The sequence below is a fragment of the Amycolatopsis nigrescens CSC17Ta-90 genome, from assembly GCF_000384315.1.
GTDB lineage: Bacteria > Actinomycetota > Actinomycetes > Mycobacteriales > Pseudonocardiaceae > Amycolatopsis > Amycolatopsis nigrescens.
On record NZ_ARVW01000001.1, the window covers coordinates 6,597,228 to 6,610,268 of the forward strand.

A 13,041-nucleotide genomic window follows, 5' to 3' on the forward strand; every position below is an offset into this window, starting at 1 on the left:
CCACTGAGTTGGCCGGGCGTCGGCCAGGCGGGGGACTACGCGAGCGGCGTGCGAAGCGGGATGTGCACCAGATCGGGACGGCCGGCCGGGGAACCAGCACCGACCCAGTGCGCGAGCCGTTCCGGGGTGAACAGCTCGTCGATCGCCATGCAGGCGGCGCCGACCAAACCGGCCTGGTCGCTCAGCGTGGACCTGGCGATCCGCAGCTCCCTGGTGGCCAGCGGCAGCGAGCGCCGGTAGACCGTTTCGCGCAGCGCGGCCAGCAGCAGGTCGCCCGCGCCGGCCACGCCGCCGCCGATGATCACCAGCGCCGGGTTGTAGAAGCTGACCAGGGTGGCCAGCAGGCTGCCGATCAACCGGCCCGCCCTGGTCAGCAGCTCGACCGAAGTGCGGTCGCCGCGCTGCGCCGCGGCGGAGATGTCGGCCGCGGTGAGCACGCCCTGCTCGGACAGCCGCGCGGCGAGGATCTCGCTGCGGCCCTCTTCGGCGGCGGCCAGCCCGTCCCTGGCCAGCGCGGCGCCGCCGGCGAACGCTTCCAGGCAGCCGGTGTTGCCGCACCGGCAGACCACCTGCGGGTCGTCCGCCACGGCGGCGTGCCCGATGTCGCCGGCGCAGCCCTGGCTGCCGCGGTGCAGCTGCCCGCCGGAGATCAGGCCGGCGCCGATACCGGTGCCGATCTTGATGTAGAGGATGTCGCGCTGGCCCTTGGCCGAACCGGCCCGCAGCTCGCCCAGCGCCATCGCGTTCACCTCGTTGTCCACCCACACCGGCGCGGAGAACCTGACGGCCAGCCGGTCGCGGACGCCGTAGCCGTCCCAGCCGGGCATGATCGGCGGCGCGCTCGGCCTGCCGGTGGCGAACTCGACCGGGCCGGGCAGCCCGATGCCGATGCCCCAGACCTCCGCCTGAGTGCCGCCCGCGTCCGCGGCGATCCGGTCGAGCAGGCGCACGAACAGCTCCTCGACGTGGCCGAGCACGATCTCCGGGCCGAGTGCGATGTCGGTGGGCTCCTCGAGCTCCGCCAGCACCGTCCCGGACAGATCCACCACGCCGACCCCGACGCTCGTCGCGCCGAGCTCCGCGGTGAGCACCACCCCGGCCCGCGCGCGGAAGCGCAGCTCGCGCGGTGCCCGGCCGCCGCTGGACGGCCCGAGCGGCCCTTCCTCCAGCAGCCCACAGTCGGTCAGCTGGGTGACGCGCTGGGTGACCACGGTCCGGCCGAGCCCGGCCAGCCTGCCGATTTCCGGGCGGGTGCGCGCGGCTCCGGTGCGCACCAGATCCAGCACGGTGGCCAGGCTGTCCACCTGCTCCGGCGTCAACGCGGGGGAGTTCTGCGCTGTTCGCGACAACTGCATCCGCACATCTTCCAGCATCGGCCCGCCGGTCGCTCGGATACCTGGGTCTGCCCGGAGAAAACCAGGTGACGGTCGTTCGAGTGATCGGTTAACCTGGATTCATGAGCTACCAGTTCTACCTCTGATTCTCGGGCCGGCCCTTCTCGCGTCGATGCCCCGTGTTCTTTTCACGTACCCTGAATCGGAGTAGAACTCTTGCTGTCCCAGGAAAATCCTGTAACCCTGCCCGGAAAACGGGCCCATCTGAGCGCCGAGCACCTGAGCAAGGGCTTCGAGTCGCGCGCCGTGCTGTCCGACGTGTCGCTGACCGTCGGTGCCGGCCGCCGGCTCGGGGTGGTCGGCGAGAACGGCAGCGGCAAGACCACGCTGCTGAACATCCTGGCCGGCACCCTGGAACCGGACGGTGGCACCGTCACCCGGCACGGCTCGGTGGCCGTTGCCGGGCAGGAACTGCCCTTCGAGGAGGCCGACACGATCTCCTCGCTGCTGGACGTCGCGCTCGCCGGTGTCCGGGCCGCGCTCGCCGAACTGGACGCGGCTTCGGTCGCGCTGGCCGAGGGTGAAACCGGTGCGGAGGACCGGTTCGCCGCCGCGCTCGCGCAGGCCGAACGGCTGGAGGCGTGGGACGCCGAGCGACGGGCCGATCTCGCGCTGGACGGTCTCGGCGCGCCGAGCGACCGGAACCGGCGGCTGGCCGAGCTGTCGGTGGGCCAGCGGTACCGGGTCCGGCTGGCCTGCCTGCTCGCCGAGCGGGTGGACATCCTGCTGCTGGACGAGCCGACCAACCACCTCGACGCGGGCGGGCTGGCCTACCTGACCGAGTGCCTGCGCGGCTACCCCGGCGCGGTGGTGCTGGTCAGCCACGACCGGATGCTGCTGGAGCAGGTCTGCGGTTCGCTGCTCGACCTCGATCCCAACGCCGACGGCGCGGCCGTGGTCTACGGCGGCGGCTATTCCGGCTACAAGAAGGCGAAGGCCGTCGAACGGGTGCGCTGGCAGCAGCGTTTTGCCCTGGAGTGCGCCGAGGCCGAGCAGCTCGCGCAGGACCTGCGTGCCGCGGAGAACCGGCTGATCTCGGCATGGCGGCCGGAGAAGGGGCACAACAAGCACGGCAGGGCGACGCACGCGCCGAGCAGGCTGCACAGCGTGCGGCGGCGGCTGGACGAGCTGACCGCGAACCGGGTCGCCCGGCCGCCGGAGCCGCTCCGGTTCAGCTGTCCCGACCTGCCGAAGCAGGGCCTCGGCGCGGTGCTCACCGCGGCCGGTGTGGTGGTGCCGGGACGGCTCGCGCTGTCCGGTTCGGACACCGTGGCACTGTCCACAGGGGACAGGCTGGTGGTCTCCGGCCCGAACGGTGCCGGTAAGTCGACCTTGCTCGGTGTGCTCGCCGGGCGGCTGGAACCGGCGTCCGGCTCGGTGTGGCGGGCGAAGTCGGCCAGGGTGGAACTGCTCGCCCAGGAGTCGGAGTTCGCCGAGCACGACCGAACCCCGGCCGAGCTGTACTCCGCGCTTGCGGACCGGCTGGTGCTGCACGGCGCGCTGAGCGCCGGGCAGATCGTCGGGCTCGGCGAGCTCGGGCTGCTCTCCGCCGCGGACCGGCACCGTCCGGTCGCGCGGCTGTCCACCGGGCAGCGGCGGCGGTTGTCGCTGGCGATGCTGCTGCTGCGGGCGCCGCACGTGCTGCTGCTGGACGAGCCGACGAACCACCTGTCCATCGCGCTGGTGGACGAACTCACCGAGGCGATCCGCCGGACGCCGGGTGCGGTGGTGGTGGCCACCCACGACCGGCAGCTGCGCGCCGACCTCGACGACTGGCCGGCACTGGAGCTGGCCGCCTGACGGTAGACATCGGATGTATGTGCGGCTCTATGGGTGAAGGTGGTGGCCAAAACGGGGATATTTCTGCAAACATGCAGAGCGTCAGTTCGTTGATGAGCTGACACTGTGCTGAAACATAGTATGACTGTGGAGGCCCAAGTGCCTGAGCTTTCCCGGCGAACCCTGCTCAGGGGCGCCTCCGTGGTTGCCGGGACGGCCGCGCTCGGCGGCTGGTGGTCCGCCCCACCGGCCGCCGGGCAGGCCATCGGTCAGGCTGCCGCGGTCGGGATTCATCAGCGCATCGCGACCGATGCGCGGATGTTGTGGAAGCGCTTACCGGACGGCTGGCAGACCGGTCCGTTCCTGGCCAACGGCAGGCTCGGGGTGCAGGTCTACGGCGGCGCCACCCCGCGGTCGCTGAAGTTCATGCTCAGCCACTCGCAGGTGCAGGACCAGCGCGGGCACTGGGAGGCGGCGATCGGCCTGTCCCGGCTGCCGATCGGCTACCTCACCCTGGAGCTGGCCGGCGCGATCACCGCGGTCGACTGGCAACTGGACCTGTGGAACGCCGAATTGTCCGGCACCATCACCACGACCCGGGGCAGCGTGGCCTTCTCCGCGCTGGTGCACAACGAAAGCAGCGTGCTGCTGGTGTCCACCACGCCGAGCGCCGGCGAGGAGGCGGCCGCGTGGTCGTTTACCCACCTGCGCTCGGCGACCACCAGGACCATCCGCCTGCCACCGGACTACGTGGCCAATCCCGACCCGGCCCGCGGCAGCGCCGGACCGGTCGAGTACAGCGAACAGCCCATGCTGGCCGGCGGTGGCTACACCACGGCGTGGCGGGAACGGCGCTCCGGCACGAGACGGCTGCTGGCCGCGACTGTGGCTTACAGCTTCCCGGAGCGGACCGCGACCGCGGACGCCGTGCGGGCCGTGCGCCGCGCGCTGGCCACCGATCCCGACCACCTGGTGGACCGGCATCGCCGCTGGTGGAACGCGTTCTATCGGCGCAGCCTGGTCTCGGTGCCGGACAAGCGGGTGCAGTCCTTCTACTGGATCCAGCTGTACAAGATGGCGGCCGCGACCAGGGCGGACGGGCCGGTGGTTGCGGAGTGGGGGCCGTGGTTCCCCGAGGTCGGCAACAGCTGGACCGCGGTCTGGTGGAACCTCAACGTCCAGGTGGCCTACCCGCTGGTCAACGGCGCGAACCACGCCGAGTTGGACGCGGTGACCGAGACCTTCCGCCGGGACCACCGCAACCTCGAACTGTCCGTGCCGCCGGCCTACCGGGACGGGCGGACCTACGCCCTTTCGCATCCGGGCGACTGGCGGCTGCGGCCCGGCGGCACCCGCACGGTCGGGATTCCCGGCAGCACGTCGAAGACCGACCAGACCGGCAACCTCATCTGGGGCTTGCACAACGTCTGGCTGGCCTACCGGCACAGCATGGACGACGCGGTGCTGCGGGACGTGCTGCGCCCGGTGCTGACCAAGGCGGTCAACTTCTACCGGCACTTCCTCACCGAAGGCACCGACGGCAGGCTGCACCTGCCGCTGACCCGTTCGCCGGAGTACGCCGACGCCGCCGACTGCAGCTACGACCTCTCGCTGATCCGCTGGGGCTGCGCGACCCTGCTGGAGAGCACCCGGCGGCTGCGGCTGAGCGATCCGCTGGAGCCGGTCTGGCGGGACATCCTGACCAGGCTGGTGCCGTACCACCAGGACGCCGCCGGGGTGCTGATCGGTGACGGCGTGCCGCTTTCGGCTTCACACCGCCATTTCTCGCACCTGCTCTGGCTCCATCCGTTGCGGGAGAAGCGCTGGGACAACCCGGCCGACCGGGAGCTGATGAGCCGCAGCTTCGCGCACTGGGTGAGCATGCAGGACGCCTGGCACGGCTACAGCTACGCGGCCGCGTCCTCGATGTCCTCGGTGATGGGCGAACCGGAAGAGGCCCTGCGGTACCTGAAGTTCTTCCTGGACGGCAACGTGGTCGCGAAGACCCAGCTCACCCCGAACACGATGTACCGGGAGGGCTCGAACCTCGCGATCGAGAGCCCGCTCGCCGCCGCGCAGTCCGTGCTGGACATGCTGGTGCAGGGCTCCGGCGGGGTGCTGAAGGTGTTTCCCTCGGTGTCGTCGGGCTGGGCGGACGCGTCGATCGAGGGGCTGCGGGCCGAAGGTGCCTTCGTGGTGGACGCGTCCCGCCGGGAGGGGGCGACCGAATGGGTGCGGGTGCACAGCGAGGCCGGTGAGCCACTCCTGTTGCGGCACGGCGTACCCGGCGAGATCGAGGTCCGCGACCGTCGCGGCCGTCTGCTGCGCTGGCGGGAACGGGACGCCGAAACCATCGAGATTCCCTTGCGACGCGGCGAATCCGCGGTGGTGACCAGGCGCGGCCACCGGCCGGACCTGGCGCCCCGTGACGTACCGGCGAACGCGGCGGCACCGGCATGGGGACTGCCCGGCTGACTCAGCTGAAATCGGAGGTCGGAGAACATGGTCGAGTTCGATCGCAGGACGGTGCTCGGTGGCGCACTGGCCGGCCTCACCACCGGGCTGCTGCCGATGGGCACGGCTCAGGCGGAACCGGCGGTACCCCTCGGCGTGTTCGGGGACGAACGCGGCTGGGCGGACTTCCTGGCCATGTCCGACCTGCGCTGGCGGCGCCTGCCGAAGACCTGGTATGAGGGACCGTTCCTGGGCAACGGTTTTCTCGGCTCCGGGATCTACGCGGAGCCGGGGGCGAACGCCGTGCGGTTCAACGTGCAGCACAGCCAGGTGCAGGACCACCGGCCCGAGTTCGGCTCGTTGTTCGGGCTGGCCAGGCTGCCGATCGGGTACTTCACGCTGGAGCCGGTCGGCGCGATCACCGGCATCGACTGGCGGCTGGACCTGTGGAACGCGGAGCTGTCCGGCACCATCACCACCACGGCGGGCGGCCTGAGCCTGCGCGCGATCATCCATAGTGGACAGTCGGTGCTCGCGGTCGAGGTGCGGCCGACCGAGGGCGAGCGGGACTTCCGCTGGGTGTTCCACCCGGCCGAGGCGGTCAGCCCGCGGACCGACCCGAAGTTCGGCAAGCCGCCGCCCGCCGGCTATGTGGCAAATCCGCCGGCCACCCTGGAGTCCTCCGGTGACCGGCGGCTGGCGGTGCAGGCACTGCTCGGCGGCGGCGAGCACGTGACCGCGTGGCGGGAGACCGTCCGCGGCTCCACGCGCACGCTGTACACCGCGGTCGCCTGGTCCCATCCCGCACGCACCGCGGCCGGTGCCGCGCTGCGGATGCTCGCCGAGGCGAGCAGGCCGTTCGACCGGCTCGCGGACGGCCACCGGCGCTGGTGGCACGACTACTACCGGCGGAGCTTCCTGTCCATTCCGGACCGGAGGCTGCAGGCGTTCTACTGGATCCAGCTGTACAAGGTGGCCGCCGCGGCGCGCCGGGAGGCGCCGGTGATGGCCACCTGCGGGCCGTGGCTGGAACCGACCCCGTGGCCGGCCACCTGGTGGAACCTCAACGTGCAGCTGGAATACTGGCTGATCCACGGGTCCAACCACCTCGAGCTGGACGCGGTCACCCGTGCGTTGGACGAGTTCCGGCAGAACCTGCGCGACCAGGTCTCGGCGCCCTACCGCGCGGACTCCTACGGCATCCCGCGCACCACGGACATGCGGTTGCTCAACGGCGCGGGCAGCGGGACCTCCGGTTTCGCGGTGGGCATCCCCGGCCAGGAGAGCCCGACCCCGGAGGTCGGCAATCTCACCTGGGCGCTGCACAACGTCTGGCTGTCCTACCGGCACACGATGGACCCGCGCATCCTGCGGGACGTGCTGTTCCCGCTGCTGCGCGGGGCGATCGGCTACTACCTGCACTTCCTGGCTCCCGGTATGGACGGAAAGCTGCACCTGCCGTTCACCTTTTCCCCGGAGTACGGGGTGAACGCGCCGGACTGCACCTACGACCTGGCGCTGCTCCGCTGGGGCTGCCGGACCCTGCTTGACTCGGCGAACCTGCTCCGGATCGACGACCCGCTGGCGAAACGCTGGCGCGAGGTGCTCGCCAAGCTGGTCGACTACCCGGTGGACGCCAATGGCTACATGATCGGCGCGGGAGTGCCGTTCGCCAAGTCGCACCGGCACTACTCGCACCTGCTGCAGGTGTACCCGCTCTACGAGATCACCTGGGAGCAGCCCGAGCACCGTCGGCTCATCGAGACTTCGCTCGGGCACTGGGTCGGTTTCGAAGGCGCCTTGCAGGGCTACACCTTCACCGGTGCGGCCTCGATGTCGGCGCAGATGCTGCGCGGGGACAAGGCCGCGTTCTACCTGGACGAGCTGCAACGCCGGTTCATCCAGCCGAACACGATGTACAAGGAGTCCGGGCCGGTGATCGAGACGCCGCTGTCCGCCGCGCAGTCGCTGCACGACATGCTGTGCCAGAGCTGGGGCGGGGTGATCCGGGTGTTCCCGGCGGTCCCGCCTTCCTGGGAAAGTGCCGCGCTGCACGACTTCCGCACCGAGGGCGCGTTCCTGCTGAGCGCGTCCCGCGAAGGTGGCCGGACCCGCTGGGTGCGCGTGCGCAGCGAGTCCGGTGCCCGCTGCGTGCTGCGGACCGGTATCGAAGGCGAGCCGGTGGTGCGGGACCGCTGGGGCAGGCCGAAGCGCTGGCGCCTGCTGCCCGGCGGCGACCTCGAAATCGAGCTGCGGCGCGGAGAAGAGGCCGTGGTGCACCGGAAAGGCGACCGTCCGGACTTCCGGCTCGGCCCGGTCCCCGGCTCCCCGGTTCCACCTTGGGGTCTGCCCTGAAGGGTGCGATATCCCCAAACTTGGGGACAGCACGGATCGGCGGGTGCCGCCCAGAATTGTCGGCATGACTCCGACTTTCGTCCTAGTACACGGCTCGAACAGCAACTCGCGCGCCTGGACGCACCTGCAACGCGAACTGGCCTTCCTCGGTCACCGCTCGCTCGCCGTCGATCTGCCAGGACACGGCCAGAGCTCCGGCCTGACGGCGGCCTACCAGGCGCCGCAGGACCTCGAAGCCTTCGCCGCCGCACCGTCGGCGATGGCGGGCGTGATCTACGCCGACGGGGTGGCGCACGTGATCGACGTGGTGCGCCGGGTGCGCGAGCACGGGCCGGTGATCCTGGTCGGCGCCAGCCGGGGCGGGCTGGTGCTGACCGGGGTCGGCAACGCGGTGCCCGAACTGCTCGACCGGATCGTCTACATCGCCGCACTGTGCTGTGTGGACAGGACGGTGCTGGAATACATGCAGGAACCCGAGTACGCGACCAGCGCGATCTTCGACATCCCGACCGATTTCGTCAACCAGCCCACCGAATCCGGGGTGGTGCGGACGAACTGGCGCTCCGCCGGGCCCGAGGTGCTCGCCGTGCTGAAGCGGGCGTTCCTCGCCGACGGCACCGATGAGCAGGTGCTCGGGATGCTCAACGGTTTCGAGCCGGACGAGATCCCGGACTTCGGCACCGAACTCGTCGACAAGGACACCTGGGGTCGGGTCCCGCACAGCTACCTCCGGCTGACCAGGGACCAGGCCATGCCGCCCGCGGTGCAGGACCTGATGATCGGGCAGGCGGACGCGCTCACCCCGGACAACCCGTTCGACGTGCACTCGCTCGACTGCAGCCATGGCGCTTCGGCGTCGCCCGGTCGCGCGGGCGAGGTCGCGGCCATCCTGGCCGGCACACTCGGGAACTAGCGGGAACTAGCGGGAACTAGCGTCGGGGCTGCCCGATCGGGCGGCCCCGGCACTACTTCGTTGCCATCGGGGTACCGGCGGCCCAGACTTGACCGGGTGACCAGGTCCGTGGAGTTGCCGTCGCGCGAGTTGTCCGTGCTGGCAGGGCAGGGCAGCCAGGGCGCTGACTGGTACGAGCTGAGCGAGGCGATCTCACGGGCGGTGGCGTCCGTTGTGGCGCACGACGCCCTGCGTCTGGTCGGCAGCCACCCGGCCGCGGTGTTCGGCCCGGCGGGCTCGTTCGGTTTCTGGCACGGGTTCGAGCCGGATCTCGGGCTGGAGCTGGTGCTCAACGCCTACGCGGGTGACGATCCGTGCTCGCCGGAGGAGCTGGACCGGCGGCCGGTGCCGGTGGGGGTGGTCGGTCCCGGCAGTGACGGGCGGCGCGACCTGGCGACCAGGCGCCTGCTCGAAGCGCACGGAGCCGGCAGTGAGCTGCGGCTGCAGCTGCGGGACGCCCGCGGCTCGTGGGGAACGCTGGAACTGCTGCGGGAACAGGGCGCCATGCCGTTCGGCCAGGAGGACGCGCGGCGGGCGGCGCGGCTGGCGCCGGCGCTGATCGCCGTCCTGCGCGGGTACGTCACCGCGGGTCCGCTGGCCCCTGCCGTGCCGAAGCTGCCGACGGGGGTGCTCATCGTCGGCCCCGACCACGTGGTCCGGGCGGTCACCCCGGAGGCGCACCGGTGGCGGGCACAGCTGCAGGGCCGCCAGCACGCCCCCGACTTCACCGGCGCGTCGTTCTGCGCCGGGCTGTCGCTGCAGGCGCGCCGGCATCGTCGTGATCCCCGTGCCTTCCCGCCGCTGGTCTGCGGGCCTCCCGCGAGCTACGGCCGGTGGGTCACCTGCCAGGCGCAGGTCCTCGAATCCAACACCGAAGCCGACACGGAATCTGACACTGATGGGGACGTGGCGATCGTCGTGCAGGCGGCCTCCGGCGAGCAGCTGCTCCCGGCCTTCTGCGACTGGTACGGCATCACCGCCCGCGAACGCCAGATCATCGCGCACCTCTGCGACGGCGCGGCGCCGAAGCAGATCGCCCGCCGCCGCGACCTGTCGGTGCACACGGTCAACGACCACCTGAAGGCGGTGTTCCGCAAGACCGGCGCGAGCGGCCGCGACGAGCTGATCGCCGCGATCACCGGCTGACACCGGATCTTGACTGTGAGCCACATCACTGGTAAAGAGATTCGATACCAAGTGGTATTGAGCTGGAGGCTCTCATGTCCGCATCTCGCGCGGCACTACGACGTGCCGCGTCCCTGCTGGCCACCGCCGCACTTGCACTGGCCGGTTTGCTCGCGACAGCCCAGCCGGCCGCGTCAGCGGGTGATTGGCCGCTGAACCCGCGCGACGACCCGTTCTACGCCCAGCCGAACCCGTTCCCCGATGTCGCTCCCGGCGCCATCCTGGACTCCCGCCCGGTCACCATCCGGGCGCTGGCCCTGCCGCTGCCGTTCCAGGCGTGGCAGGTGAAGTACCGCTCCACGGACAGCCACGGCAAGGCGATCGCGGACATCGCGACCGTCATGCAGCCGCTCGGCCCGGCACCGGAGGGCGGCCGGAAACTGGTGTCCTACCAGACCGCGCAGGACGGGCTCAGCACCGACTGCGCCCCGTCCTACTCGCTGGCCACCGGCCTCAACGTGCCGGCCGCCGAGCTGGCCGCGATGACGCCGATGCTGCTCGCCGGGCACACCGTGGTCACCGCCGACTACGAAGGTCCCGAATCCCAGTGGACCGCGGCGATCAACACCGGGCACGGGGTGCTCGACGCCATCCGCGCCACGCAGAACTTCGCCCCCGCGGGCCTCACCGGACCGGACACCCCGACCGTGCTCTGGGGCTACTCCGGTGGCGCGCTGGCCAGCTCCTGGGCGAACGAGCTGCAGCCGGACTACGCGCCCGAGCTGAAGTTCGCCGGGGTCGCGGCCGGTGGCGTACCCGCGGACATGGACTACGTGGCGCGCAAGATCGACGGCGGCCCGCTGTCGGGGATCTACTTCGGCGCCGCGGTCGGGCTCAGCCGCGCGTACCCGGAGATCGACACCGACAAGCTGCTCAACGACAAGGGCAAAGCCGCCTTCGAGGAGGTCGGAAAGGGCTGCATCGCGCAGTTCGCGGTGTCGCACGCCTTCCATCGGATGCGCGACCACGTCACCGTGCCGGAGCTGCTGGACGTGCCCTCGGTGAAGAAGGTGATCGCGGAGAACACCATGGGCCGCTTCAAGCCCGGCGCGCCGATCTACTACTACCAGGGAATCCTGGACGAGCTGACCCCGGTGCAGCCGGTGGACAAGCTGGTGCGCGAGTACTGCGGCCAGGGCGTTCCGGTGCAGTACCAGCGATATCTGCTCGGGGAGCACGTCACCATCGCGGTCACCGGGGCGCCCGGCGCGCTGGCCTACCTGAACGACCGGCTGGCCGGCGTGCCAGCACCGAGCAACTGCCAGTGATCAACTCTGCCACTCGTGCGGCGGCTGCCCGCCGCCGCACGGGCACGGCAGGCTGGATCGAATGGGAGCCGGCCGTCAGCAACATCTGAACCAGGCGCTGTTGCGGATTCCGCGTCGCGCGGAGAGCGCGGACCGCGCCACCCTCGGCAACACCTTCGTCGCGGCCGGCTCCTTTTCCGCGATGCTGCATTCCAGCGACCACCAGATCATCTACGGGCGGCGGGGAGCGGGTAAGACGCACGCCCTGCTGCACCTGAGCGAGCTGGTCGACCACACCGGAGATCTGGCGGTGTACCTCGATCTGCGCACCATCGGCAGCGCGGGCGGAATCTACGCCGACGGCGACCTCAGCCCGTCCGTGCGCGGCACCCACCTGCTGGTGGACACCCTGGAGGCGATGCACGAGGAGCTGCTTTCGGTGGCCGTCGACCGGGAGGTCGGCGATCACCGGCTGCTGCCCGCGCTGGACGCGCTGGCCGAGTCCGCCACCACGGTGGAGGTCGTCGGCGAGGTGGAGCGGGAGACCAGGGTCGGCGGTTCGGCGGAGTCCTCGCTCGGGCTGGAGCTGGCCGGGTCGCCGTCGGCCAAGGTTTCGATGAGCAGCCGCAGTTCGGTGAGCGCGGAGAGCCGGTTGCGGCGCACCGGGACCGAGCGTCACCACGTGGTGTTCGGCCCGCTGGGCAGGGCGCTGCGGGCGGTCACCCGGGCGCTGGCCCCGGCGCGGCTGTGGCTGCTGCTCGACGAGTGGAGCAGCGTCCCGCTAGACCTGCAGCCGCTGCTGGCCGACCTGTTGCGCCGCAGTGTGCTGCCGACACCCGGGATCACGGTGAAGATCGCGGCCATCGAGCACCGCTCGCGGTTCCGGCAGGGCACCGCGGACGGGAACCAGCTCGGCATCGAGGTCGGTGCGGACGCCGCCTCCGCGGTCAGCCTGGACGATCTGATGATCTTCGACGACGCCCGTACCAGGGCGCAGGCGTTCTTCGGGCAGCTGTTCTTCAACCACGCCGACGCCAGGCTGCGCACGATGATCCCGGACCCGCCGCCCGGCGTGGAAGCCTTCATCGAGGAGGCCTTCGCCCGCAACGCCTTTCCCGAGCTGGTGCGGGCCGCCGAGGGGGTGCCGCGGGACGCGATCAACATCGCCGCGCTGGCCGCCCAGCAGGCGCACGACCAGCCGATCGGCCTGCGCGACGTGCGGCTGGCGGCCAGGGACTGGTACCTGCGCGACAAACAGGCCGCGCTCGGCGCCGAAGCCCCGGCACGGCGGCTGCTGAAGGGGCTCGTGGACGAGGTGGTCGGCCGAAGGCACTCCCGGACCTTCCTGCTCGGCCAGCTGACCGGTGCCCGGCACGAGCTGGTCGAAGAGCTCTACGACGCGCGCCTGCTGCACGTGCTGCGCCGCGGCATCGCGGACCGCAAGAGCCCGGGCACGCTCTACGACGGGTTCGCCATCGACTACGGCTGCTACGTCGCACTGCTCGTCGGGGACGGGCCCCGCCCCCGCGGCCGCGGCGGCTGGCTGAACTCGTCCAAGGGCATCCCGCCGGACGGTTTCAACCTCGCCAAGGAGGCCTTGGACCTCGACCTGCTCCGCTAGCCCTCGTGAGTGAAAACCGTTGCCAGGGCAACACTTTTCACTCACGAGCGCTGA

At 71.1% G+C, this 13,041-nt stretch carries 8 protein-coding genes; 7 read left to right on the plus strand and 1 reads right to left on the minus strand.

Annotation, left to right across the window (positions count from 1 at the left end; genetic code table 11):
• Nucleotides 1–35: 35 nt before the first annotated feature.
• Nucleotides 36–1,355, minus strand: coding sequence for an ROK family protein (locus tag AMYNI_RS0131445; protein WP_051116586.1), 1,320 nt, complete (start codon nucleotides 1,353–1,355; stop codon nucleotides 36–38).
• 195 nt (nucleotides 1,356–1,550) lie between these two features.
• Here AMYNI_RS0131445 and AMYNI_RS0131450 point away from each other — a divergent pair, with 195 nt between their 5' ends.
• The 7 genes from AMYNI_RS0131450 (at nucleotide 1,551) to AMYNI_RS0131480 (ending at nucleotide 12,987) form a co-directional block, all read left to right on the plus strand.
• Nucleotides 1,551–3,194, plus strand: coding sequence for an ABC-F family ATP-binding cassette domain-containing protein (locus tag AMYNI_RS0131450; RefSeq protein ID WP_020672076.1), 1,644 nt, complete (start codon nucleotides 1,551–1,553; stop codon nucleotides 3,192–3,194).
• Between the two features lie 138 nt (nucleotides 3,195–3,332).
• Nucleotides 3,333–5,648 (plus strand): glycosyl hydrolase family 95 catalytic domain-containing protein, encoded by a 2,316-nt coding sequence (locus AMYNI_RS0131455; RefSeq protein WP_020672077.1) that lies wholly within the window; start codon nucleotides 3,333–3,335, stop codon nucleotides 5,646–5,648.
• A 96-nt stretch (nucleotides 5,649–5,744) separates the two neighbouring features.
• A complete protein-coding gene (locus AMYNI_RS0131460; protein ID WP_425387956.1) occupies nucleotides 5,745–7,982 on the plus strand; it encodes a glycosyl hydrolase family 95 catalytic domain-containing protein in 2,238 nt (745 codons plus the stop codon).
• A gap of 64 nt (nucleotides 7,983–8,046) precedes the next feature.
• Nucleotides 8,047–8,895 (plus strand): alpha/beta fold hydrolase, encoded by an 849-nt coding sequence (locus AMYNI_RS45695; RefSeq protein WP_020672079.1) that lies wholly within the window; start codon nucleotides 8,047–8,049, stop codon nucleotides 8,893–8,895.
• 96 nt (nucleotides 8,896–8,991) lie between these two features.
• A complete protein-coding gene (locus AMYNI_RS0131470) occupies nucleotides 8,992–10,080 on the plus strand; it encodes a helix-turn-helix transcriptional regulator (RefSeq protein ID WP_020672080.1) in 1,089 nt (362 codons plus the stop codon).
• A gap of 74 nt (nucleotides 10,081–10,154) precedes the next feature.
• Complete coding sequence (locus AMYNI_RS0131475) at nucleotides 10,155–11,387, plus strand: lipase family protein (protein WP_020672081.1); 1,233 nt, start codon at nucleotides 10,155–10,157, stop codon at nucleotides 11,385–11,387.
• 61 nt (nucleotides 11,388–11,448) lie between these two features.
• Nucleotides 11,449–12,987 carry a hypothetical protein gene (locus AMYNI_RS0131480; protein ID WP_020672082.1) on the plus strand — a complete coding sequence of 513 codons (1,539 nt, stop codon included), beginning with the start codon at nucleotides 11,449–11,451 and terminating at the stop codon, nucleotides 12,985–12,987.
• The last annotated feature ends 54 nt before the right edge of the window (nucleotides 12,988–13,041 follow it).

Bases quoted from the DNA above. Each gene is read 5' to 3' on its own strand.
- AMYNI_RS0131445 (WP_051116586.1), bottom strand. From the start codon at position 1,355: ATGCAGTTGTCGCGAACAGCGCAGAACTCCCCCGCGTTGACGCCGGAG.
- AMYNI_RS0131460 (WP_425387956.1), top strand. From the start codon at position 5,745: ATGGGCACGGCTCAGGCGGAACCGGCGGTACCCCTCGGCGTGTTCGGG.
- AMYNI_RS45695 (WP_020672079.1), top strand. From the start codon at position 8,047: ATGACTCCGACTTTCGTCCTAGTACACGGCTCGAACAGCAACTCGCGC.
- AMYNI_RS0131475 (WP_020672081.1), top strand. From the start codon at position 10,155: ATGTCCGCATCTCGCGCGGCACTACGACGTGCCGCGTCCCTGCTGGCC.
- AMYNI_RS0131480 (WP_020672082.1), top strand. From the start codon at position 11,449: ATGGGAGCCGGCCGTCAGCAACATCTGAACCAGGCGCTGTTGCGGATT.